This is a genomic window from Myxococcus guangdongensis, assembly GCF_024198255.1.
Taxonomy (GTDB): Bacteria; Myxococcota; Myxococcia; order Myxococcales; family Myxococcaceae; genus Myxococcus; species Myxococcus guangdongensis.
Map to the genome: position 1 here is coordinate 363,868 of NZ_JAJVKW010000003.1, position 23,696 is coordinate 387,563.

Below are 23,696 nucleotides of genomic sequence, written 5' to 3' on the forward strand. Positions count from 1 at the left end.
AGTCTTCCAGAACGCGCGAGCGCCCGTAAATCCCCCGTGCGTCAGCGCCGCACGCGCAGGATGAGGTCCTTGCGAGCCCCGCAGTCGCCTCGGCCATCGCAGTTGCTGGTGGTGACGTACAGGTGGCCGTCCGGGCCCATGCTCACCTCGCGCAGCCGGCCATACGTGTCGCGCAGGTACACCTCGTGCCGGGCCACCCGGGCGGGGTTGCCCTGCTCGAACTCCACCCGGTGCAGATGCTTTGAGCCCAAGGTTCCTATCAACAGGGAGCCAGACCACTCGGGGATGGCGGTGCCGGTGTAGAGCGCGGCGCCGCCGGGTGGCATGGCGTCCGCGAAGGTGAGCGACGGCGTCACCCAGCCTTCGTGCACCTCGCATGAGTAGATGCCGGGCCAGCCCAGGTTGCTGCCGGGACGCGCGAGGCTCACCTCGTCATGTCCGCGGCGCATCGTCTCGCCGCTCGGGCCGTGGTCGGTGACGTACAGCGTGGTGGCATCCTTCCAATCCCATCCCTGGAGGTTACGGATGCCCGTGAGGAAGGCGGGCGAGTTGGGGAAGGGATTGTCCTGGGGGACCTGGCCGTCGGGGGTGAGGCGCAGGAGCTTGCCGGCCGAATCATTCACATCCTGGGAGCGGTCCGGTGAGCGGGCGTCGCCGGTGCCCGCGTAGAGCATGCCGTCCGGGCCGAAGTGCAGGCGTCCGCCGTCGTGGTACGTGGCGGAGGGGATGCCGCCGAAGATGACGCGCTCGAAGGTGGCGGTGGCGTGGTCCTCGGAGAGGGTCCACCGCTCGATGCGGTTCTCGTCCTGTCCGCCGGCGTCGGTGGTGACGTAGACGTAGAACTGGCGGTTCGTGGCGAAGTCCGGGTGGGCGGCGATGCCGAGCAGTCCGCCCTCCGCGGCGCGGGTGATGCGCACGGTGGCGACGGGTTGGGGTTGGAGGACGCCGGCCTTGAGCAGGCGGATGCGGCCGGGGCGCTCGGTGACGAGCGCGTCACCGCCGGGCAGCCAGGCGATGCCCCACGGGACCTCAAGTCCCTCGGCGACGACGTCCACGGTGACGGGGACGGTGCCGTCCGGGCCCCAGTCGTCGGCGACGCGCACGCAGTCCTGGGGGTTGGCGGTGCCCTGGGACTGGCTCTTGCGGCAGGCGGAGGCCGACAGGGCGAGCACGACGAGGCTCGGGGCAAGCAGGCGAGAGACGCGCATGGGGCGATTAATGTCCGGCGGTGAGCGTTCGCGCCAGCGGTGAGGGTGCTCGGGTGCGGAGGGGTGGACGGTTCATCGGGTGAGAGGGTCCCTGAGGGGAGGGCGGGCAGGCGGACGGGCCGGGGCTGGGGGCTCTCCTTCTGGGCCGTGAGGCGCGTGGGCACCTTGAGCGCACGGGACAACCCACCCGTGTGGAACAAGGAGACGTTCTATGGCTCGCATCGCGTTCATCCTGGCCGACGACTTCGAGGACGCGGAGTTTCGTGTGCCCTATGACCGCGTGAAGGAGGCGGGGCACGAGGCGGTCATCATCGGCCTCGAGGCGGGCGAGCCGGTGAAGGGGAAGAAGGGGCTGGAGGTCACGCCGGAGAAGGCCGTGCGGAACGTGTCCTCGCGGGAGTTCGACGCGCTGGTGATTCCCGGGGGCTATTCGCCGGACCACCTGCGCATGGACGTGGACATGGTGGGCTTCGTGCGGGGCTTCTTCCGGGCGGACAAGCCGCTGGCGGCCATCTGTCATGCGCCGTGGCTGTTGGTGGAGGCGGGCATCGCGGAGGGACGGACGCTCACCTCGTGGCCGTCGTTGAAGACGGACCTCCTCAACGCGGGCGCGCACTGGGTGGACCGGGAGGTGGTGGAGGACGGCAACGTCATCACCTCGCGCAACCCGGGGGACCTGCTGGCGTTCAGCGAGGCGCTGCTGCGACAGGTGGAGCAGGGGAGCGCGCGGCGATTGGACGCACCGCTCGTCCCCGTGGCTGCGTGGGAGCAGCCTTCGACGATGCACTGAGCCACGGACCGCGCTCAGGGGCGTTGTGTCTGTATGAACGCTCGCAATGACTCGGCACAGGTCGCGCAGCGCTCACGGAAGGGTTCGCTGAGCGCGGGCTCCAAGGTGAGTCGCTCCCAGTAGGCGAGGGCTCGTTGGGCCGCATCGGGCCAGACGTCCAGCGTGGCCGCGTTGGGGGGCTGCGGTGTGTACTCGCGCTCGACGAGGTTCGTGCCCACGGGCGCGAACATCATGGGCAGCATGTCGTACGCGGGCGCGAGTCGGAACCGCTTCGGTCCTTCCGTGAAGAACGCGAGGTTGCCGAAGTGTCGGTCGGTGTTGCCGATGAGCTGGCCGAAGACATCGAGCCACCGGGCCTGGCGTGCGTCCTCCTCGGAGATGAAGCGGGCTTCGTGCAGCTTCCGCGTGGCTTGGGTCCAGGTGCCACGCACGCCGAGGTACTCATTGTCGATGGCGCCGAGTGAGAGCAGGCCGCGTCTTCCGCGGAGGCCGACGCGGTCGAAGCGTTCGACTTCGAGGAAGCGATAACCCTCCGCATCGAGCCAGCGTGTCGACGCCGCCGCGTGACCGGCGTCACGGATGGCCTCGAGCGCGAGGTGCTCGGTGACCAGGAGGTCCTTCCATCGGGACACGGCCGCGCCCTCGTCATTGCCCGCGAACTTCACGATGACGTGTCGGCCCTTCACGCGCGTCGCGAACTTGGGGTGCTTGCCTCCCACCGAGGAGCCGGGATGTCCCTGCCCCGAGGCCCGAGCGAGCCGGGGATAATCCTCGGGAGTGGAGTGGGCATCGGGCGTCGCGAGATACCGGTCGAGTGCCTCATCGCCGAGGATGAACTCCCCGATGCAGTCCTCGCCGCGGAGCGCGAGCGCGACCAGACAGTCATCATCCGTCCAGTCCGCCACGCGCTGGGGCAGGGCGAACTCGGGATATCGGAGGGAGAAGGTCTGACCGATGTAGCCCTGGGGACTCATGTCCGCCGCGAAGGGGGGCAGTCCCTCGAACAGCTCGGATTCACCCTCCCCGCGTTCGAGCCAGTGACGGCCTCCCGCGAGCAGGTAGAGCGTGCCGTCTCCATGAACGGTGCCTGACTCATCGATGCGATGGAGGCTCAGTCGCGTGCCGAGTGAACGGAGTGAGCGTGTCCGCGCATAGCGTGTCGCAGGGTCCTTCCCCATGCGGCACAGCAGGTCTCCCGCGGTCGCGAGCAGACGCGTCACCGTGGGACGAGAGACCTGGAGCCACGTGGCGAGTTCGCTCGCCTGCGCATCGCCGCGACTGCCGAGCACCGCGAGAAGCTGTTCCACCGAGGCCATGGCCCGTGCTCTCTGTACACCCCCGAAGCCCGCCTCCGTGAGCAGAAGGGTGATTCGATTGGTGAGCAGAACACAGGGCGCGGCTTCTGTGCTCTGTAGGTTCTATCTGTTTGGAATCACGGTGGAAAATCAACGGGCCGGCCCGCCCTGGAGGCGGAACCGGCCCGTGAGATGCGTCGATTTTCGTCCGTGGCTCAGTGGTCGCCGTAGCGCTTCTCACCGGCCTCCACGCGCAGGGCCAGGCGGTTGCCGCGCGGGGGCAGGGGGCAGGTGGCGAAGCGGGTGAACGCGCAGGGCGGGTTGTAGGCGCGGTTGAAGTCGAGCACCACCTGTCCGTCCTTCGGCATGTCCGCGTACAGGAAGCGGCCCGCGCCGTAGGTCGAATCGCGGTTGGTCTCGTCCGCGAAGATGACGAAGAGCTGGTTGGAGCCGTCCTCCACGGGCGTCAGGCGGTACTCCTTGCCCGCCACCGTGAAGACGAGCGTGCCCGGGGCCTTCATCTCCTCCGTGGTGCCCAGCACGTTGGGGACCTGGAGCATGCGCGGCGTCTCGGCGGGCTCGAAGCGCGCGGTGACGCGCCACGTGTTGCTCGCCGGATAGGTGGGGATGCCGTGGAACCCCGTGCGCGCGGGCGACTGCGAGTCCTTCACCCGCACGCCCACCTTGTCGCCTCGCTGGATGACGTGGAAGTTGAGGCTGCCGAGCTTCAGCACATCCGGTGAGCCCTGCTCGTCGGTCTTCAGCGCGCCGCCGGTGAAGGGCTCGCCGTTGCGCGTGAACTGCACGCCCTTCTCGGGCTGGAAGGAGACCTCCTTCCCCTTGCGCGTGAAGGTGCCGAGCTTCGGCGGCGTGCCGGCCGGGAAGTCCAGCGTGTTCTCCGGCGCGGAGCCGGCGGTCTGCGCGCCCTCCTCCAGCCAGAAGAGGCCCACGAGGGACAGCCAGCCGTCCTCGGACTGGAGTCGCTGGAGGCGCTGCTCGTGCCACGTGCGGGTGGCGGCGGTGACATCTTCGGGCGTCGTGGGGGCGGACACGTTCTTGGCGGGGGCGGCGGGTTTCGGGGGCGCGGCCTTGGGGGCCGGCGCGGCGTGAAGGGCGAGGGACAGGGCCAGGGCGATGGGCGTCATGTCGGGGGCCTCGGTGAAGGGCTTGCTGCGGACGACCTGTCTAACAGGGTGCCCTCCGCCGCGCAGGGTGGGGTTGCAGGAGCGTTGGACTCCATGCGAAGCCCGGGCTCTTCGTGGACCTCGACCTGAAGCCGGCGCCGCCTCCGGGTGCCTTCCGCAAGCTCGCCCTGGGGGCCTGGGGTTCGCCTCGGGACCCGACGTCCTATGCCGCACTCGAAGTGCGCATGGAGCGCGCGCTCGCGTTCCTGGAGGCGTGGCGCGAGCGGACCGGGCAGCGGCTCACCGTGACGCACCTGGTGGCCAAGGCCGCCGCGGACGCGCTGCGGCTGTACCCCGAGGCCAATGTGCTCATGCGCTGGGGCAGCCCGTCTCTTCGCGTCGACGTGGGCGTGTGCGTGCTCGTGGTGCAGCCCGAGCCGTCGGGGCGGGTGGACTTGACGACGGCCACGGTGCACCACGCGGACAGGCTGTCGCTCGCGGACTTCGCTCGGGCGATGGAGGGCGTGGTGGGGCGGGTGCGCTCGCGGGAGGACGCGGTCATCGAGCGGGGCAAGCGCCGCTCGTATCGAATCCCAGGGATGTTCATGGGGTGGGCGCTGCGGCTGTTGTCCTTCGTGTGGTTCACGCTGAACGTGGACCTGCGCTGGGTGGGGATGCCGAGAGACCCGTTCGGCTCGGTGGTGGTGACGAGCCTGGGCACGCTGGGGTTGGAGCGGGGGTATGTGGCGACGGTGCCGTACACGCGGGTGCCGTTGGTGCTGGCGCCGTGCTCCGTGCGGACCGAGCCGGTGGTGGAGGCGGGGGCGCTGGTGCCGGGGAAGGTGATGACGCTGACGTGCACGTGGGATGCGCGCGCGTTGGACGTGGAGGTGGTGGCGCGGGTGCTCCGTCACGTCGGGGAGGTGCTGGAGTCGCCCGAGGAGACCCTGGGGGCTGCGAGCGGGACGCGGGTGGGGTAGAACGGGGCGTCGTCACCGCTGGAGGTCTCGTCATGCCCGTGGATACGAACCGCCGTGTTGCTTCCGCTCGTCCCGTGGGACGCGCGCTCGGAGGGCAGGACCGCTACGAGAAGGAGGCCATCGAGGGCCCCGCGGAGGGTGGGCTGGCGATAGCGCGGCGGCAGCGGCTGGCGGGTGGTCCCAACCGGGCGGAGGGGGAGAGCCCCTTCGCCGCCAAGATGCGTCAGCTCGCCGAGGGCAAGTCGTCGAAGGACGGCGAACGCTGACGCTCCTGGGGTGACGCGGTGAGAGTGTATCTGGATGACGAGCGGCCCACGCCCGAGGGCTGGGTGGCCGTCCGTTGGCCCGAGGAGGCCATCGCGTTGCTCGAGGGAGGACAGGTGGTCGAGCTCAGCCTCGACCATGACCTCGGGGATGATGAGCACGGCACGGGGTACGACGTGCTGCTGTGGCTCGAGGAGGCGGTGGCCACGCGAGGCTTCGCTCCTCCGCGAGTCCGCGTGCACTCGGCGAACAGCTCCGCGCGCCAGAAGATGGAGTTGGCGATTCTCCGCATCGAGCGGTTCGCGCGCGAGCAGCGGTGAAGGTCGCTTCGCGCGGAAGCTGGTGACGTGAGGCGCGCAGGCCGTGCGCGGAGGTCCGATCCTCGCGCGAGCAGGGTGCGGACTCGAGCGGCTCACGCTCATGCTTCGAGCGTGGGCGGTGAGGGGCGCTTCGATGGTTTCGCGCGTGGGCTGGCGACACGAGGCAGGCCGCGCGCCGAGACCGCAAAGCCCGGATGAGCAGGCCGCGGACCCAAGCGGCTCAGGCTCATGCGTTCCGAGCGTGAGCCGCTTGCGCCGAGCGGCTCAGCGTGAGCGCGGCGTCACCTGGATTCGGGTCGCGTCGGAGGTGCCATCCGCGATGAGATTGTAGGCGGCCTGGACGGCAGTGCCCTGTCGCAGGCCCTGCGTGGAGATGCGCTGGCCGTTGCGGACGATGCGGGTGTTCTCACCGACGCGCAGGTCGTAGAGGTCTCCGGTCTCCGCGTCCTTGATGACAATGCGCTCCTGGGTGGCTGAGGTCACCTGGCCGCGCATGACGACGTTCGCGACGATGGTCTTCTCTGGGTTGGCGTTCACGTCACCCGAGTCGTCCTGTCGCGGTGCGCTCGCGGGGCCCGAGCCTCCCGTTCCGTCTTGTTGCTGCTTCGGGTCATTCGCATGTCCGCCCCGGAGGGCGTTGACCTGTCGCTGGAGTCGCAGGACATCGCTGCGAAGCATGGCGACCTCTCGAGTCAGGTCTCCCTGGCTCAGTGCCTCGCCGGACCCCGCTGCCTCCGCGCTGCCGCCCTTTGCCTCACCCGCGGCGTCTCGCGGCTCGGTGCCCTGGCGCGTGGGCTCGGGGCGACCGGCGGGCACGGGGTCCTGGTTTCCATCCGACGTGTTGCCCGAGCCTCCGGTTCCGCGCGCATCCGACGCGTTGTTGCCTGTGTCCCCGCCGCCAGTGCCGTTGTTCGTGCCACCGGCGTTGGTGTTCGAGGTATTGCCGGAGCCACCGGTCCCCTGCGTGGTGGTCGTGCTCGAGATGTCTTCAGCGCCCGTGGACCCATAGGGCACGACCGAGAAGGTCCCGGACGGATAGGTGCCCGGTTCCTGGTTGGCGCCGATGCCCGACTGGGGTTGAGAGGACGTCCCTGCGCCCGCTCCACTGCCTGCTGATTGGGCGAGGGCGACAGGAGTCATCAGGAAGCTGAACGTCAGGGCCGCGGTGCAGAGCGCTCGTCGCATGGGTGGGGTCCTTTCCTCGTGCTCAAGGTTGAGGCGTGGACCGCCAGCGACAAGCGAGCGCTACGGAGGGCTCGGACCCGTGGCTACTCGGGGAGCGGCGTGGTGACCCGAGACTCGAGGACTCGTGTCAGTGCGGGTTGCCCACAAGTTCCCCAGTCGATGGGGCGTACCGTGAGGAACAGCGGTGCGCGGAGGGCCGTCGCCAGCTCCATCTCATCGAGCCCGCCGCGGTCATGCAGCGTCCTCAGCAGCGCATCGCGGACAGCGTGAAGTTGTTCCCGATCGCACCACGGGTCCGCTCGCCACGAGAGCTGATTCATCGCCATGAGCAGACTCAGGTCCTCGACAGGGAGCTGGGTCCAGCTTCGTGCGAGGAACACGGGGACGCCGCGCTTCACGCTCGACAGGTGCCACTGTGACTCGATGGCCTCGACCCTCCACTCCTCCTCGCTCCAGTGACGCGTGAGCCAGATGGCCAGGGCAATGCGCTCGACCCCTCGGAACGGGACCGTCGTGCGTGCATTCAGGACGTTGAGCCAGCGGCTCGCCGCATCGAGCGCATGCTCGAAGCCCTCGGGTAGGAACTCATCCTCACAAGCATGTCGGGAGAGCGTGAAGTCCAGGAGGCCGTGGACCACGGTCCAGGACCAGATCGGCTGAATGTGCCGCGTGGAGGAGTCCAGGTCCCGCCACCAGGTCGCCCGCAGGCGCGCGGCGGTGGAGAGCGCTCGCGTCGGAGAGGGGGGCAGCTCCGGGAGTTGCGAGAGCGTGTACCGATAGACACACTCCACCGTGGCCAGCGGCGCCACGAGGATGAGGCCCAGCAGCCACAGGAGGGACCGCGCAGTCAGGAGGCGACGCATGGCCGGCCCGCTGTGCAACGCGCGGACCAGTTCGGGCCCGCACGTCGTGCTCAGAACGCGTACCGTGCCCCGAGCCGCACCTGTCGGGGCGTCTGGTAGGCGGGGCTGACGGCGGCTTCATGGCCCGAAGTGAGCGAGTCGTCGGCCTGGGAGTCGAAGGCGTTGAGGACATCGAGGTGGAACTCGATGTCCTGCCTCCGCTCCACGTTGTAGCGGACGGCCAGTCGAGCATCTACGTTGTGCATCCACGGTCGTCTTTTCTCTGCGCCTTCTCCGTGTGCCCCAGCAATGCCGAGATAGGAGAATCCCACGGAGGCCCCCCATCTCCAGTCTCGATGGAAGAACCCGCGGGTGCCGGAGAGTTTGAGGACATGCGGTCGATTCAATACACCGCGCTGCTCCTCGAGAGTGGCCCCCTGAAGCCGCGACCACGTGTAGGCGAGCAGCATGGACCAGTTGTCATTGAAGTTGCGATCCACCTCGAGTGTCACCGAGTCATGTCTGCTCCGAGGTGCCGGGAGGTTTGCGCCCAAGCCTCGTCCCGGATTGACGAGCACGGGGGCTCCTCGCTCGGTGTCCTGAATGAGCACGAGTCCCGTGGTCCTCATGCGGCGCGCATGGAAAACGCTCACGGAAGTATCGGAATCGGCTGCGAACTCGAGCCCCGTCACGAACTCCGTGGTGGAGGGAGGTGTCAGCGAAGAGTCCAGCCGGACATTCGCTACGCCCCTCTCGGTGCTCAGATGGGGGCGCAACAAGCCGAGTGGAACACGCCCGTGATACCTCGCGTAGCTCCCGAAGATGCGCAGTTGGTCCCATCCCGTGGAAGCCATCGTGACGCCAAGGCGTGGTGACAGCAGATGTGATATCGCGTCTCCGCCGTGAATCCGACCGCCTACGGACTGGGTGTCGTAGCGGAGCCCGGCATTGAAGGTGAGCCAGTCCGAAGGGCTCCAGGTGTCCTGGACATAGGCGCTCGTGAACCCACTGTGGGTCTGAAGACGTGACGTCGCCTCCTGGCCTCCCCTCTCCCAATCATGGATGAGCTGCTCGACCTCCATACCCATCTTCAGCAGGTGGGATCCACCCGGGAACTGGCCGGGGTACCAGAGATGCACCACCTCGGCCGAGGCTTGATAACGGTTCGTCGCCTGGTCGCGAGCATCGCAGTCCATGGTCCAGTCGTCGAGAGGACCGCCACACGCCGACAGTGGGGCTTCATTCTCCCGGTACTCACGAGGCAGCCCCAGGTTCGTCACGCTCTGCCCCATCCATGCGGCATGGGCATCCACCAACAGCTTCTTTTCGAAGAATGCACCTCTGTAATCGAGCGCCACCCGCGAAAGCTCGCGGTCCACCTCTTGGTTCGTCGAGTCGACGTCCTGCCATCGGGAAGTGGAGGGGGCAATCACAGCCATCAAGGAGAGGTCGTGGTCGTAGTTGAAGATGTAGGTCAACCTTCCCAGCGCCTGGACCTGGCGATGGTCGATGAAAGACCGGCCTCCGCCAGCTTGCTCCGCGGGTGTCCGCTCCACCCGGGTGAGAGCAGGGACCGCCCCCATGAAGAACCAGAGGCGGTCTTTGATGAGGCCGCCCCGGAGCGTCGCTCCGAACTCTCCTTGGTTGAAGACGGAGTGTCGCGAGGGGCGCTCCCCGGCCCTGCTTTTGACGGGGCCCCGCTCCGTCAGCACGCCAGGAACCCACTCCGCGAAGGCGGTGCCGCTGTACTCGTTGGAGCCAGAGGCGGAGCTTTGTTCGACGACGACTCCTGTCGCACGGCCGTACCGCGCCCTGATTCCATGGGTGAACACCGTTGTGTCCTGGAGGAACTCCAGGCTGAGTGGGAGCGCGTTGCGTCCAGTCACGGCGTCCCGCGTAGACAGGCCATCCAGGAGGTACTCATTCTCCCAGGGGCCCGTGCCCAGCAGCGTGCTACCCCGACGTGTCTCCACCATGTTCGATGCCAGGACGAGAAAGCCATCCAGCGTTCGCATGGCTTGTCGTCCCATCACTGGGCGTTGTGTCAGGACGCCGGAAATCAGCTCCGAGAACAGCTCTGTCGACATCCCAGCGCTCGTGACGTCGGAGACGAGGAAGTAACAGCCTCCTCTTTCGTCGCTGGGTGGCTCCTTCTCAATCAGGACATCGACCCGGAGTTCCTGCTCCGCGAGTTTGTGGACCTCGGTTTGACGGAGGGGGCGATACATCTCCGTCTCGAAGAGAAGGGTATAGGTCCCTGGCGGAATCGACCCGATGCGGTAGGTGCCATCCACTCCGGTCACGACGGTCTGCTCGCCTGCCAACTCCGGCGTCGTGGCCGTCACCACCACTTCTGGCACGGGCAGCTGGCTCACCGCGTCCACCACCTTGCCCACGATGACGTCCGTGGCCTCCGCTGCTCGCGCGGAAGGGGCCAACACCACACCCACCAGGACTCCGACGACACCGCACACCCGCGCGAGCCGAGACACCGCCAGGTTCTTCATCCGCGCGAAGATTCCACGCAGCTCGCGCGCGCATCCTCATGGTTCCCTCACGAAGCAGGCGAGCATCCATGCTGATTCCGTGATGTGCTGGGATGCACCTCGGGGGGAGTGGCCCAAGAATGGGCCGGGCGCTATGCGTAGGGCCGGGCGGCGCGAGGCAGCGAGGAGTCACCTTGAGCGGACGCGAGAGCGCGGTGACCACGGGAAGGAAGAGCGCGCGTGCTCCCGCCAGGAACACCCGCGCGCGCAGCCTCAGGCCTTGGCCCCTCACGCTCGCCTCCGCCGTCTCCCTGGGCCTGCTCCTCTACGTCGCCACCACCAGCCTGCCCTACCTCGTGTCCTCTCCCACGACGGACCCGAACTTCGGCGCCCTCAACCACTGCCTCTCCAAGGCCCACCCCGAGGCTCGGCTCGGCTGGACCGTGTCCCCCGATGCGTCCCGCGCCGCCGTCTTCGGCGCCCACTCCGTCGCCACCTGCGGCCCCAAGGACGCCTCCACGCGCCATGTCCTCACCGGCGCGCTCGCCATCGCCTTCGACGCGGACAACCACCTGTGGCTCTCCGCCGGAGGCCGCCTCCTTCGCGAGGACGGCGCCACCCTCATCCCCATGGGCGACTTCCAGCCCATCGCCCTCGCCGGACACGCGCACGGCATGCTCGCCCTGGATGCCTCCGGACAGCTCGTCTCCGTGTCTCCCACCGGCTCCGTGCTCGCGCAGACCGTCGTCCCCGCCTCCACCGCCCGGCTCACTGTCGGCGCCGGTGGCGTGCTGGCCGCCGTGCTCGCCGATGGCCACCTCCGCGTCTACGACACCCGCTCCCTCTCCCACCGCCCCCTCGACGTCCCCTGCCAGGTGGAGACGATGTGGTGGTTGGACGCACCTGAGCAATTGATGATCGGTTGTTCCCCGACCGGGGCGCCGTCGTTCTCGCTCGATGTGCGAACGGGGGAGCGCGCCGCCGTGCCCGAGGGCCGTGCGTTGGCCCCTGCTCGCCGGCTCTCCGGTCGGCCGCTCTATGTCCAGGGCTGCGACGGTTTTCCCTGCACGGCGCCGCCGCCCTGACATGTTGGACAGAGGCTGTGGGAGCCGCGTGTTTCACGCGCGGTATCCATCGTCGGGGCGCGAAGTCCAGTAAGCGACAAATCACCGGGAGTGGCGGGGCTTTGATTCGACAAGCCCGCGAACTCACAGGAGATTCGCTTTCGCCCGTCCGCCGCGAGGTATCGGCTCGCGGCGTTCATCCAGCTCAGAAGGGTTCTCCTCGTGGACGACACCAAGGTTCCCAGCTCCAACGGCAATGGCAGCAAGCGCGCCTCGACGCGCAAGCCGCGGAGCGAAGCGGCGTCCAGCCCGCAGCCGTCCGCCAACCGCGTCGAGTCCGAGCGCACTCGCGGCCGTGCCACCGAAGAGGCTGGCCGACAGACGGGCGGGCGTGGCGGCGGCGCGAGGACACCCGGCGGTGGCACGCGCATGCGGGGCGATGACCCGATGCAGACGCTGCTCTCCGCGCTGCGGGCCGTGCAGGGCGGCGACTTCTCCGTGCGCCTGCCGGACTTCTCCACCGTGCCGGTGATGGATGACATCTCTCGCGCCTTCAACGCGGTGGTGAACCTCAACTCCGCGATGACGCACGAGATGGTGCGCGTGGCGCGAGTCGTCGGCCGCGAGGGCCGCATGGGCGAGCGCGTGTCCTTGGGCGACGGGCGCGGCGACTGGGCCACGAGCATCAACTCCATCAACGCGCTCATCGGCGACCTGGTGCAGCCGACCACGGAAGTCGCGCGCGTGCTGGTGGCCGTGGCCGAAGGCGACCTCACCCAGAAGATGGCCCTCGAAATCGACGGCCAGCCGGTGAAGGGCGAGTTCCTGCGCATCGGCACCACCGTGAACGCGATGCTCGACCAGCTCAACTCGTTCGCCGCCGAGGTGACGCGCGTCGCGCGCGAGGTCGGCAGCGACGGCAAGCTGGGCGGTCAGGCCGAGGTGAAGGGCGTCTCCGGCGTCTGGAAGGACCTCACCGACAACGTGAACCTGATGGCCAACAACCTCACGGCCCAGGTGCGAAACATCGCCGAGGTGTCCACCGCCGTCGCCAACGGCGACCTGTCCAAGAAGATCACCGTCGACGCGCGCGGCGAGGTGCTCGAGCTCAAGAGCACCATCAACACGATGGTGGACCAGCTCAACGGCTTCGCCTCGGAAGTGACGCGCGTGGCGCGCGAGGTGGGCACCGAAGGAAAGCTGGGCGGTCAGGCCGCGGTGCCCGGGGTCTCCGGCACGTGGAAGGACCTCACCGACAACGTGAACTTCATGGCGTCCAACCTCACGACGCAGGTGCGCGGCATCGTGAAGGTCGTGACGGCGGTCGCCAACGGGGACCTCACCCAGAAGCTGATGGTGCCGTCGCAGGGTGAAATCGCCGCGTTGGGCTCCACGCTCAACAACATGACGGACACGCTCAACGTCTTCGCGCAGCAGGTGACGAGCGTCGCGCGCACGGTGGGCGTCGAGGGCAAGCTGGGCGCCCAGGCGCAGGTGCCCGGCGCCGCCGGCACGTGGAAGGACCTCACCGACAACGTGAACCTGATGGCCAACAACCTCACGGCCCAGGTGCGCAACATCGCCGACGTGACGACGGCCGTCGCCAAGGGTGACCTCTCCAAGAAGATCACCGTGGACGTGAAGGGCGAGGTGATGGAGCTCAAGGACACCATCAACACGATGGTGGACCAACTGCGCGCCTTCGCCTCCGAGGTGACGCGCGTGGCGCGCGAGGTGGGCACCGACGGCAAGCTGGGCGGTCAGGCCGACGTGAAGGGCGTTGCCGGCGTGTGGAAGGACCTCACCGACAACGTGAACTCGATGGCCTCCAACCTCACCACCCAGGTGCGCAACATCGCCCTGGTGACGACGTCGGTGGCCAACGGAGACCTGTCCAAGAAGATCACCGTCGACGCGCGCGGCGAGATTCTCGAGCTCAAGAACACCATCAACACGATGGTGGACCAGCTCAACTCGTTCGCCTCGGAGGTGACGCGCGTGGCGCGCGAGGTCGGCACGCACGGCAAGCTGGGCGGTCAGGCCGAGGTGAAGGGCGTCTCCGGCACGTGGAAGGACCTCACCGACAACGTGAACGTGATGGCCGTCAACCTCACCACCCAGGTGCGCGGCATCGCCAAGGTCGTGACGGCGGTCGCCAATGGTGACCTCACGCAGCGCCTGAAGATGGAGGCCAAGGGCGAGGTCGCCGAGCTGGCCGACACCATCAACGCGATGACCCAGACGCTGTCCATCTTCGCGCAGCAGGTGACGGACGTCGCGCGCACGGTGGGCGTGGAAGGCAAGCTGGGTGCCCAGGCGGTGGTGCCGGGCGTCGCGGGCACGTGGAAGGACCTCACCAACAACGTGAACCTGCTCGCGAACAACCTCACCGACCAGGTCCGCAACATCGCCGAAGTCACCACGGCCGTCGCCAATGGTGACCTGTCGAAGAAGATCACCGTCGACGCGAAGGGCGAGGTGCTGGAGCTCAAGAGCACCATCAACACGATGGTGGACCAGCTCCGAGGCTTCGCCTCCGAGGTGACCCGCGTCGCCAAGGAAGTCGGCACCGAGGGGAAGCTGGGCGGTCAGGCGGAAGTGCGCGGCGTGTCCGGCGTGTGGAAGGACCTCACGGACAACGTGAACTTCATGGCGTCCAACCTCACCAGCCAGGTGCGCGGCATCGTCCGCGTGGTGACGGCGGTCGCCAACGGTGACCTCACCCAGAAGCTGATGATGGACGCGAAGGGCGAAATCGCCGCGCTCGCGGACACCATCAACGCGATGACCCAGACGCTGTCCATCTTCGCGCAGCAGGTGACGGACGTCGCGCGCACGGTGGGCGTGGAAGGCAAGCTGGGCGCCCAGGCCGAGGTGCCGGGCGTCGCGGGCACGTGGAAGGACCTCACCAACAACGTGAACCTGCTGGCCAACAACCTCACGGCCCAGGTGCGAAACATCGCGGAGGTCACCACGGCCGTCGCCAATGGTGACCTGTCGAAGAAGATCACCGTCGACGCGAAGGGCGAGGTGCTGGAGCTCAAGAGCACCATCAACACGATGGTGGACCAGCTCCGCGCGTTCGCCGCCGAGGTGACTCGCGTCGCCAAGGAAGTCGGCACCGAAGGAAAGCTGGGCGGACAGGCCGACGTGAAGGGCGTGTCCGGCGTGTGGAAGGACCTCACCGACAACGTGAACGTCCTCGCCGGCAACCTCACCGACCAGGTGCGAAACATCGCCAAGGTGACGACGGCCGTCGCGAATGGAGACCTGTCACAGAAGATCACCGTCTCCGTGAAGGGCGAGGTGCTGGAGCTCAAGAACACCATCAACACGATGGTGGACCAGCTCCGAGGCTTCGCGTCCGAGGTGACTCGCGTCGCCAAGGAGGTCGGCACCGAGGGCAAGCTGGGCGGTCAGGCCGCGGTGCCCGGGGTCGCTGGCGTGTGGAAGGAGCTCACCGACAACGTGAACGTCCTGGCCGGCAACCTCACCGACCAGGTGCGAAACATCGCCAAGGTGACGACGGCCGTCGCGAATGGAGACCTGTCCCAGAAGATCTCCGTCGAGGCCCGGGGTGAGATTCTCGAGCTCAAGAGCACCATCAACACGATGGTGGACCAGCTCCGCGCCTTCGCCGCCGAGGTGACCCGCGTCGCCAAGGAAGTCGGTACGGACGGCAAGCTGGGCGGTCAGGCCGCGGTGCCCGGCGTCGCCGGCACGTGGAAGGACCTCACCGACAACGTGAACTCGATGGCCTCCAACCTCACCGCGCAGGTGCGAAACATCGCGCTGGTGACCACGGCGGTGGCCAACGGTGACCTCTCCAAGAAGATCACCGTCGACGCCAAGGGTGAGATTCTCGAGCTGAAGGACACCATCAACATCATGGTGGACCAGCTCAACTCGTTCGCCTCGGAAGTGACGCGCGTGGCGCGCGAGGTCGGCACCGAAGGAAAGCTGGGCGGTCAGGCGGAGGTGCGCGGCGTGTCCGGCGTGTGGAAGGACCTCACGGACAACGTGAACTTCATGGCCCGCAACCTCACCACGCAGGTGCGCGGCATCGTCAAAGTCGTGACGGCCGTCGCCAACGGTGACCTCAAGCAGAAGCTGGTGGTCGAGGCGAAGGGCGAGGTGGCCGCGCTCGCGGAGACCATCAACAACATGACGGACACGCTGGGCACCTTCGCCGAGCAGGTGTCCACCGTGGCCCGTGAAGTGGGTGTCGAAGGGAAGCTGGGCGGTCAGGCCCGCGTGCCCGGTGTGGCCGGCACGTGGAAGGACCTCACGGACAACGTGAACTTCATGGCCTCCAACCTCACCACGCAGGTGCGCGGCATCGTGCGCGTGGTGACGGCGGTCGCCAACGGTGACCTCACCCAGAAGCTCATCGTCGACGCGAAGGGCGAGGTCGCCGCGCTCGCGGACACCATCAACAACATGACGGACACGCTGGGCACCTTCGCCGAGCAGGTGTCCACCGTGGCCCGCGAGGTCGGTATCGAAGGGAAGCTGGGCGGCCAGGCCCGTGTGCCCGGCGCGCGCGGCACGTGGCGGCAGCTGACCGACAACGTGAACCAGCTGGCCGGTACGCTGACCAGCCAGCTGCGCGCCATCTCCGACGTGGCCACCGCGGTGACGAAGGGTGACCTCACCCGCAGCATCACCGTCGTCGCCGAGGGCGAGGTCGCCGCGCTGAAGGACAACATCAACCAGATGATCGTCAACCTGCGTGAGACCACGCAGAAGAACCAGGAGCAGGACTGGCTCAAGACGAACCTGGCGAAGTTCAGCGGCATGATGCAGGGCCAGAAGAGCCTGGACGCCGTCAGTCGCCTCATCATGAGCGAGCTGACGCCCCTGGTCTCCGCCCACCACGGCGCGTTCTTCCTGATGGACACCGACTCCGGCACGCCGGTGCTCAAGCTGACCAGCACCTACGCCTACCGGGAGCGCAAGCACATCGCCAACCGCTTCCGGCTGGGCGAGGGGCTCGTCGGTCAGTGCGCCCTGGAGCGCAAGACGATCCTGCTCACCCACGTCCCGCCGGACTACATCACCATCTCCTCCGGCCTGGGTGAGTCCGCCCCGCTCAACATCATCGTCCTGCCCGTCCTCTTCGAGGGCGAGGTCAAGGCCGTCATCGAGCTGGCCTCGTTCCACACCTTCAGCGCCATCCATCAAATCTTCCTGGACCAGCTCACCGAGAGCATCGGCGTGGTCCTGAACATGATCATGGCGAACATGCGCACCGAGCAGCTCCTGCAGCAGTCGCAGGGGCTCACCCAGGAGCTGCAGAGCCAGTCGCGCGAGCTCACCCAGCAGCAGGACGCGCTCAAGCGCAGCAACAGCGAGCTGGAGGACAAGGCGAAGCTGCTCGAGGAGCAGAACCGCCGCGTCGAGGAGAAGAACAACGAGGTGGAGCGCGCCCGCGTCAGCCTGGAGGAGAAGGCCGAGCAGCTCACCGTCATCTCCAAGTACAAGAGCGAGTTCCTGGCCAACATGAGCCACGAGCTGCGCACGCCGCTCAACAGCCTGCTCATCCTGGCGAAGCTCCTGTCCGACAACAAGGACGGCAACCTCTCCACCAAGCAGGTGGAGTACGCCAACACCATCTACGCGTCCGGTGGTGACCTGCTCAGCCTCATCAACGAAATCCTCGACCTGTCCAAGGTGGAGGCCGGCAAGATGCAGGTGGAGCCGCGGGACATCGTCCTCACGGAGCTCAACCAGTTCATCGACCGGGGCTTCCGCCCGGTGGCCGAGCAGAAGAACCTGGCCTTCACGGTGGAGGTGGCGCAGGGCACCCCGCGCGCCATCCGCACCGACCCGCAGCGGCTGCAGCAGGTGCTCAAGAACCTGCTCTCCAACGCCTTCAAGTTCACCGACGAAGGCAGCGTGAAGCTGACGGTGCGGCTGGCCGAGCCGGGCGCGCGGCTGGAGCACGAGGTGCTCCGGCGCTCGCGCTACGTCATCGCCTTCGCGGTGACGGACACGGGCATCGGCATCGCCAAGGACAAGCAGCGGCTCATCTTCGAGGCCTTCCAGCAGGCGGATGGCTCCACCGCGCGCAAGTACGGCGGCACCGGCCTGGGCCTGTCCATCAGCCGCGAAATCGCCAAGCTGCTGGGCGGCGAAATCCACGTGACCAGCGAGCCGCGCAAGGGCAGCACCTTCACGCTGTACCTGCCCCCCGAGTACGTGGGCCCCGAGGACGACGGGCTGCCTGTGCTGCCCCAGGTGCCAGCGCCGCTGGAGCCCATGCCGGCGCGGGGCGGCTTCGTGCCGCAGGAGTCGGCGCCGCCGCCGCCCGCGCCCGTGCCTCCCTCCGCGGCGGAGAGCGCCCACGTGCTGGACGCCGCGCTGCCGCCGCCGGTGGATTCATTGCTGCCGCCGCTCGCGGTGGAGGATGACCGCGACCACATCCGCGAGGGTGACCGCGTCCTGCTCATCATCGAGGACGACCTGAAGTTCGCCCGCATCATGGTGCAGCTGGCGCGCGAGAAGGGCTTCAAGGCCCTGGTCGCCACCCGCGGCGACACCGGCCTGTCCATGGCCAACGAGTTCCAGCCGCACGCGGTGACGCTCGACATCCAGCTGCCCGTGGTGGACGGCTGGAGCGTGCTCGACCGGCTCAAGCGCAACCCGCGCACGCGTCACATCCCCGTGCACATCATCAGCGTCATGGACAAGCACCTGGGCAACGCCCAGGGCGCGTTCGGCTACCTCACCAAGCCCGTCAGCAAGGAAGGCCTGGAGCGGGTGTTCAACCAGCTGGCGCGCTTCCTGGAGCGCAAGGAGCGCAAGCTGCTGCTCGTCGAGGATGACGACGTCCAGCGCAGCAGCCTGGTCAGCCTGCTCGCCGAGGGCGGTGACGTCGTCGTGACGGCGGTGGCCACCGGCCAGGAGGTCCTCCAGAAGCTGGAGGAGGGTGAGTTCGACTGCCTGGTCATCGACCTGCTCTTGCCCGACATGGACGGCATCAAGCTGGTGGAGGAGGTCAAGACCCAGCAGCGCTTCCGGGATTTGCCCATCGTCATCTACACGGGCAAGGAGCTCACGCCCAAGGACGAGGCCCGCCTGCGCCGCTACACCGGCAGCGTCATCCTCAAGAGCGGAACGAAGAGTCCCGAACAGTTGCTCAGCGACACCGCGTTGTTCCTGCACCGGCTGGACCAGAATCTGCCTCCCCGGGCGCGGGCGGCGCTGGCCCAGCGCAACGAGGAGGAGTCCGAGCTTGTTGGCAAGAAGGTGCTCGTCGTCGATGACGACATGCGCAACATCTTCGCCCTCACCAGCGTGCTGGAGAACCACGGCATGCAGGTGGTCTTCGCCGAGAACGGGCGGGCGGCCATCGAGACGCTCGAGCAGCACCGCGACGTGGACGTCGTCCTGATGGACGTGATGATGCCGGAGATGGACGGGTACGAGACCATGCGGGCCATCCGCAAGGACCTCAAGTACGCCAGCCTCCCCATCATCGCCGTGACGGCCAAGGCCCTGAAGGACGACCGGGAGAAGTGCATGGCCGCCGGTGCCAGCGACTACCTGCCCAAGCCGGTGGATACGGACAAGCTCCTGGAGCTCATCCGTCTGTGGGTATCGGCATGACGAAGAGAGGGTCCGATTGATGGCTAGCGCACGACTCGTCTCCGCCGGGCTTTTGACCGGCGGGGGTCGCGCCTAGCCTGTCCGGCCAGTAAACGGTCGGGGCATACCTTGCTCCTATTTCAATGACGCCTAGCGAACACATCTCCGCCGAACGCCCGCAGGACAGCAGCACCCGTTCCAGGGCGAGCATCCTGATGGTGGACGACCACCCGTCCAACCTGCTGGCGCTGGAGGCCATCCTCGAGCCGTTGGGGCAGGAGCTCGTCAAGGCGACGAGCGGCGAGGAGGCGCTCAAGTTCCTGCTACAGCGCGACTTCGCCGTCATCCTGATGGACGTGCAGATGCCGGGGCTGGATGGCTTCCAGACGGCCACGCTCATCAAGCAGCGCGAGCGCACCCGCACCATCCCCATCATCTTCCTCACCGCGCTCAGCCGCGACGCGGCCCACATCTTCAAGGGCTACGCGCACGGCGCGGTGGACTACCTGCTCAAGCCCTTCGACCCGGAAATCCTCCGCTCGAAGGTCAGCGTCTTCGTGGACCTGTTCCTCAAGGAACAGCAAATCCAGCGACAGGCGGCCTTGCTGCGTCAGCGCGACCGGGAGGCGATGGAGCGCCAGAGCGAGCTGCGCTACCGGCGGCTCACCGAGTCGCTGCCCGAGGTGATGTGGGCGGCGCGCGCGGATGGCTCGTTCACGTACGCGAACCGTGCGGGGCGTGACTACACGGGCATCCACGAGGAGCTGCCGCTGTCGCTCGGCACGTTCCTGGAGTTCGTGCACCCGGTGGACCGGGAGGAGATGCGGCAGGCGTGGGAGACGGCCATCCGCTCCAGTCAGCGGGTGGAGCGCGAGTTCCGCCTGCGCCGGTTCGACGGGGTGTATCGCTGGCACCTGGCGCGCGCGGTGCCGGAGCGGGACGAGACGGGCCACGTGGTGGGGTGGATTGCCGTGGCCACGGACATCGACGACAAGCGCCGCGCCGAGGAGGCGCTGGGGCGCTTCAAGATGACGCTGGACGCGACGCTGGACTGCGTCCTGATGTTCTCGCCGGACTCGCTGACGTTGACGTACGCGAACGCGGGCGCGGCGAAGCAGCTGGCGAGCACCACGGATGAGCTGGTGGGGTTGTCGGTGCTGGAGGTGGAGGGCGCGTTCGACGAGGCGGGCTTCCGCAAGCTCCTGGCGCCGCTGGTGAGCGGGACTCTGCCCAGCCAGACGTACTCCACGACGCACCGGCGGCGGGACGGCAGCGAGGTCCCGGTGGAGGTGGTGCTCCAGTTCGTGTCGGCGGCGGAGGGGCCCGGGCGGTTCATCTCCGTGGCGCGCGACATCACCGAGCGGCAGCGCGCGGAGACGGCGCTGCGGCTGGCGAGCGAGGCGAAGGACGCGTTCCTGGCGGCGGCGAGCCACGAGCTGCGCACGCCGCTGGCGGCGGCCAAGGGCCACGCGCACCTGGCGCTCCTGAAGCTGGGGGGCGAGACGGAGGCGGGGCCGGGCAAGTCGCTCAAAATCATCAACCGCCAGATTGACCGGATGGCGAAGCTGGTCGAGGACCTGCTGGACATCAGCCGGCTGCAGGCGGGGCGACTGTCACTGGAGCTGGAGCGGTTCGACTTCAGTCAGCTGGTGCACGAGACGCGCGACCGCATGGCGGTGTTGTCGCAGGGGCACGAAATCCAGGTGGAGACGCCGGAGCACCTGGAGGGCATCTGGGACCGGGGGCGGTTGGACCAGGTGCTGACGAACCTGCTCTCCAACGCCATCCGCTACTCGCCGGAGGGCGGGACGGTGCTGGTGCGGTTGACGAGCGAGGGGAGCGAGGGCGTGCACCTGTCCGTGAAGGACAGCGGCGTGGGGATTCCCAAGGACAAGCAGGCGCTCATCTTCGAGCGCTTCGGCCGCGCGCACGGCAGCAAGTACGGCGGGCTGGGCCTGGGGCTCACCATCAGCCAGGGCATCGTCGAGCAGCACGGCGGTCGCATCTGGGTGGAGTCCCCGGGAGTGCCGGGACAGGGCTCCACCTTCAACGTGTGGCTGCCGCGCGAGACGGAGTCCCCGGGCGTGCACCACACGCAGCCGGGGACGCGCACGGCGAGCTAGAGCGGGGCGCGAGGGACACGCCCTCGCGTCACAGGTTGAAGCCCACGTTGCCCACGGAGATGCTGGGTCCGAAGATGAAGGACCAGCGGCTCGAGTCGACGACGGAGCCGTCCGAGCGGCGGGTGATGTTGTCGCGGAACTCGCGCGCCACCCACGCCTGCGCGCCCACCGCCGCGCCCGGGCCGATGGGCACCCGCAAGCTCAGCCCCATCACCACCGCCAGCGTCGGCGGGAACTCGATGTCACCGGACTGGGGAATCAACCCCATGCCCATCAGCCCCATCTCGATGCCGAAGAGCCGCTCCTGGCCCTCGTCATTCAACAGCGCCAGGCGTGACACGACGCCGAAGTTGAGGATGAGCTGCCCGCTCGGCTCCGTCGCCCGGTAGAGACCCGCCGGAATCGTCGCCGTCGTGTAGAGCCGCAACCGCCCACCGCCGACGATGGCCGTCCACTGCGCCGACGGCAGCCCCGAGCGGTCCGAGGTGCTCAGCGCATAGCGCGTCTCGTCCGCCACCAGCGACACCTGCACGAGAATCCGGTCGAACTGTCCCAGCTGCCCCGGGACGGGGATGGTGCGCGCCTCCCCCTGCGGACGCAGCAACATGCGCTGCTCCACCTGGCTCTCCCCGCGCGCCGAACCATCCGGCTTGGTGACGCTGATGCGCAGCACCACCTCCTGCGCGCCCTGCTCGGGCTTGAGCCGCTCGCGGTGGATGACCACCCGACAGGAGTTGCGCATGGCGTAGTCGATGCGGTGCGGGCGGCTGGGCTCCAACACCCGGTCCTGGCCCTCCTTGTCCGCGCACACCAGCTCCACCACGCTCTCCACCCGGATGGGCACGCTCGCCTCGCGCACCGAGCGCTGCACCCGCTCGGTGACGACCACCAGGTCCGTGGTCGCCAGCTCCCCCGGCAGCGTGGAGAGCTGATAGCCGAAGCGCAGCGACACGAAGCCGCCCGCGGTGGGCTCGCCCTGCACGTACGTCGTCCCGTCGCGCGTGGTGACCGTGTACGCGCCCGCCACGGGGCGCGGCACGAAGCGGCCCTGCTCGCCGCTGGCCGCCACGTGCAGCTCCGCGGGCCGGTTGATGGGGATGAAGTCGATGGTGCCCTGGTCTCCCAACTCCAGCGACGCACGCGGCACCGGCAACGGCTGCGTCCGCGTCGTGTCCGACGCCACCACCGAGCCCTCCACCCGTGACGTCTGCGCGCTCACCGTGACCTGCTGCTCGGACGTGCCGCCGGTGCGCAGGAGCACGTAGGTGCCGTCGGAGCCCTTCACCACGCGCTCCACGCGGGCGCGCTGGTCGTTCATCGCCCAGAGCAGCTTGCGCGGGTCGTGCTGGCAGGACAGGTCCAGGCGGACCACCATCGCGGAGTTCTCCGCGTCGCGCAGCACCGTGCCGTCCACCGCCGTGAGCGGACACGCGAGCACCGGCAGCGTCTCCACCAACACCTGGTCCAGCGCCTCTCCGCGCGCGAAGTAGATGCGCGGCGCGAGCCTCAGCCGCAGCGTCACGCTGACGTCCACGCCCGGCACGTTGCGCAGCGACACCGAGCCTTCGTTCACCTCGCAGCGCACCGGGCCGCAGTCCACCGACGCCAGCGCCTCCGAATGGCTCAGCGCCACGAAGCCCGGCCCGCGCGACACGTCCACACCCGCCGACTGGATGAGCGGCTGGGTGAGCACCACGCGCCCGGGACGCAGGCGGAAGGTCTCCGGGTCCACCACGTTGCCGGACGCATCGAACGTGGTGACGTCCTTGCCGCGTCGCCCATGCGGCGGCGTCCAGTACAGCGCCGCGTCCGTGGGCAGCCCGCGCGCCACCGGCACCGTGCAGTTGGCCGGGCCCTTCTCCACCGACGGCGTCAGGCACACGTCCTGGCCCTCCATCAGCGTCGGCTCGGCCACCGTGCGCGGCGTGCCGCTCCAGGCGACGCCCACGTGGGCGAGGCCCGTGCCGCGCAGCTCCACGCGGCCTTCGTCCGGGAAGAAGTTGGTGCCCGCCGCGTCCACGCGGGGGAAGGCGCCGGTGGCGATGACGGTGACGCGCTCCTCCGTCGTCTCGCACTGGCCGCCCGTGGGCGCGACCTTCAACTCGAGGATGCGCGCGTCATCCTGCTCCACCCGCGCGGGGGGCTTGAGCGAGCGTCCGTCCGGCGACAGCGTCCAGCCGGCCCTCACGGGGCCACACAGGGTGCCCTTGGCGGTGACGGGGACGCTCGGGCCGCCCTCGGGGACCTGGATGACGGGGGCGGCGGTGGACACGCCCGTCACGAGCAGGCAGGCGAGGCAGAGCGCGCGAAGGGATTCCATCCCCCCGTAACAGCCCGAGACGCCACCAGCGTCAAGCGCCGTCTGCCCTCGCCGGCACGGGTTGACACCGCACGTGTGTCCCCCCGGGCACGGCGGGTCCGCGAA

The 23,696-nt window shown here is 68.4% G+C and carries 14 protein-coding genes; 7 read left to right on the top strand and 7 right to left on the bottom strand.

Going from position 1 to position 23,696, the window contains the following annotated elements:
• Nucleotides 1–41 precede the first annotated feature (41 nt).
• Nucleotides 42–1,208, bottom strand: coding sequence for a PQQ-dependent sugar dehydrogenase (locus LXT21_RS10930; RefSeq protein WP_254038053.1), 1,167 nt, complete (start codon nt 1,206–1,208; stop codon nt 42–44).
• A 211-nt stretch (nt 1,209–1,419) separates the two neighbouring features.
• On the opposite strand from LXT21_RS10930, the gene LXT21_RS10935 reads away from it, so the two are divergent.
• Nucleotides 1,420–1,998 carry a type 1 glutamine amidotransferase domain-containing protein gene (locus LXT21_RS10935; protein WP_254038054.1) on the top strand — a complete coding sequence of 193 codons (579 nt, stop codon included), beginning with the start codon at nt 1,420–1,422 and terminating at the stop codon, nt 1,996–1,998.
• A 14-nt stretch (nt 1,999–2,012) separates the two neighbouring features.
• On the opposite strand, the gene yjjJ is transcribed toward LXT21_RS10935, so the two are convergent.
• Nucleotides 2,013–3,314 (bottom strand): type II toxin-antitoxin system HipA family toxin YjjJ, encoded by a 1,302-nt coding sequence (gene yjjJ, locus LXT21_RS10940; RefSeq protein WP_254038055.1) that lies wholly within the window; start codon nt 3,312–3,314, stop codon nt 2,013–2,015.
• A gap of 194 nt (nt 3,315–3,508) precedes the next feature.
• The gene (locus LXT21_RS10945) at nt 3,509–4,438 is read right to left on the bottom strand and encodes a DUF1684 domain-containing protein (RefSeq protein WP_254038056.1); all 930 of its coding nucleotides are present in this window, start codon (nt 4,436–4,438) and stop codon (nt 3,509–3,511) included.
• Between the two features lie 113 nt (nt 4,439–4,551).
• Between LXT21_RS10945 and LXT21_RS10950 the strand changes: the two genes are divergently transcribed.
• Genes LXT21_RS10950 through LXT21_RS10960 form a run of 3 tightly spaced genes read left to right on the top strand, consistent with a single transcriptional unit; the run spans nt 4,552 to nt 5,981 of the window.
• Nucleotides 4,552–5,397, top strand: coding sequence for a 2-oxo acid dehydrogenase subunit E2 (locus LXT21_RS10950; RefSeq protein WP_254038057.1), 846 nt, complete (start codon nt 4,552–4,554; stop codon nt 5,395–5,397).
• Between the two features lie 32 nt (nt 5,398–5,429).
• A complete protein-coding gene (locus LXT21_RS10955; protein WP_254038058.1) occupies nt 5,430–5,663 on the top strand; it encodes a hypothetical protein in 234 nt (77 codons plus the stop codon).
• 18 nt (nt 5,664–5,681) lie between these two features.
• Nucleotides 5,682–5,981 (top strand): cyclic-phosphate processing receiver domain-containing protein, encoded by a 300-nt coding sequence (locus tag LXT21_RS10960; protein ID WP_254038059.1) that lies wholly within the window; start codon nt 5,682–5,684, stop codon nt 5,979–5,981.
• A 264-nt stretch (nt 5,982–6,245) separates the two neighbouring features.
• Here the strand turns inward: LXT21_RS10960 and LXT21_RS10965 are convergent, their stop codons facing one another.
• The 3 genes from LXT21_RS10965 to LXT21_RS10975 form a co-directional block, all read right to left on the bottom strand.
• Complete coding sequence (locus LXT21_RS10965; protein ID WP_254038060.1) at nt 6,246–7,166, bottom strand: hypothetical protein; 921 nt, start codon at nt 7,164–7,166, stop codon at nt 6,246–6,248.
• Nucleotides 7,167–7,249: 83 nt separating this feature from the next.
• Entirely contained in the window at nt 7,250–8,029 is a 780-nt protein-coding gene (locus LXT21_RS10970) for a hypothetical protein (protein WP_254038061.1), read from the bottom strand.
• A gap of 50 nt (nt 8,030–8,079) precedes the next feature.
• Nucleotides 8,080–10,515 carry a TonB-dependent receptor gene (locus LXT21_RS10975; protein ID WP_254038062.1) on the bottom strand — a complete coding sequence of 812 codons (2,436 nt, stop codon included), beginning with the start codon at nt 10,513–10,515 and terminating at the stop codon, nt 8,080–8,082.
• 173 nt (nt 10,516–10,688) lie between these two features.
• On the opposite strand from LXT21_RS10975, the gene LXT21_RS10980 reads away from it, so the two are divergent.
• From LXT21_RS10980 to LXT21_RS10990, 3 genes are all read left to right on the top strand, one after another.
• Nucleotides 10,689–11,579, top strand: a complete 891-nt coding sequence (locus LXT21_RS10980) for a hypothetical protein (RefSeq protein ID WP_254038063.1) — start codon at nt 10,689–10,691, stop codon at nt 11,577–11,579.
• Between the two features lie 426 nt (nt 11,580–12,005).
• Complete coding sequence (locus LXT21_RS10985) at nt 12,006–19,169, top strand: HAMP domain-containing protein (RefSeq protein WP_254038534.1); 7,164 nt, start codon at nt 12,006–12,008, stop codon at nt 19,167–19,169.
• A gap of 122 nt (nt 19,170–19,291) precedes the next feature.
• Entirely contained in the window at nt 19,292–21,271 is a 1,980-nt protein-coding gene (locus tag LXT21_RS10990; protein ID WP_323394310.1) for a hybrid sensor histidine kinase/response regulator, read from the top strand.
• Nucleotides 21,272–21,299: 28 nt separating this feature from the next.
• On the opposite strand, the gene LXT21_RS10995 is transcribed toward LXT21_RS10990, so the two are convergent.
• The gene (locus LXT21_RS10995; protein WP_254038065.1) at nt 21,300–23,591 is read right to left on the bottom strand and encodes a hypothetical protein; all 2,292 of its coding nucleotides are present in this window, start codon (nt 23,589–23,591) and stop codon (nt 21,300–21,302) included.
• Between the last annotated feature and the right edge of the window lie 105 nt (nt 23,592–23,696).

What these genes read in the sequence shown, in the direction of transcription:
- LXT21_RS10995 (WP_254038065.1), bottom strand. Translation starts at nt 23,591, where the DNA reads ATGGAATCCCTTCGCGCGCTCTGCCTCGCCTGCCTGCTCGTGACGGGC.
- LXT21_RS10930 (WP_254038053.1), bottom strand. Translation starts at nt 1,208, where the DNA reads ATGCGCGTCTCTCGCCTGCTTGCCCCGAGCCTCGTCGTGCTCGCCCTG.
- LXT21_RS10990 (WP_323394310.1), top strand. Translation starts at nt 19,292, where the DNA reads ATGACGCCTAGCGAACACATCTCCGCCGAACGCCCGCAGGACAGCAGC.
- LXT21_RS10955 (WP_254038058.1), top strand. Translation starts at nt 5,430, where the DNA reads ATGCCCGTGGATACGAACCGCCGTGTTGCTTCCGCTCGTCCCGTGGGA.
- LXT21_RS10935 (WP_254038054.1), top strand. Translation starts at nt 1,420, where the DNA reads ATGGCTCGCATCGCGTTCATCCTGGCCGACGACTTCGAGGACGCGGAG.
- LXT21_RS10975 (WP_254038062.1), bottom strand. Translation starts at nt 10,515, where the DNA reads ATGAAGAACCTGGCGGTGTCTCGGCTCGCGCGGGTGTGCGGTGTCGTC.
- LXT21_RS10985 (WP_254038534.1), top strand. Translation starts at nt 12,006, where the DNA reads ATGCAGACGCTGCTCTCCGCGCTGCGGGCCGTGCAGGGCGGCGACTTC.
- LXT21_RS10945 (WP_254038056.1), bottom strand. Translation starts at nt 4,438, where the DNA reads ATGACGCCCATCGCCCTGGCCCTGTCCCTCGCCCTTCACGCCGCGCCG.
- LXT21_RS10965 (WP_254038060.1), bottom strand. Translation starts at nt 7,166, where the DNA reads ATGCGACGAGCGCTCTGCACCGCGGCCCTGACGTTCAGCTTCCTGATG.
- yjjJ (WP_254038055.1), bottom strand. Translation starts at nt 3,314, where the DNA reads ATGGCCTCGGTGGAACAGCTTCTCGCGGTGCTCGGCAGTCGCGGCGAT.
- LXT21_RS10970 (WP_254038061.1), bottom strand. Translation starts at nt 8,029, where the DNA reads ATGCGTCGCCTCCTGACTGCGCGGTCCCTCCTGTGGCTGCTGGGCCTC.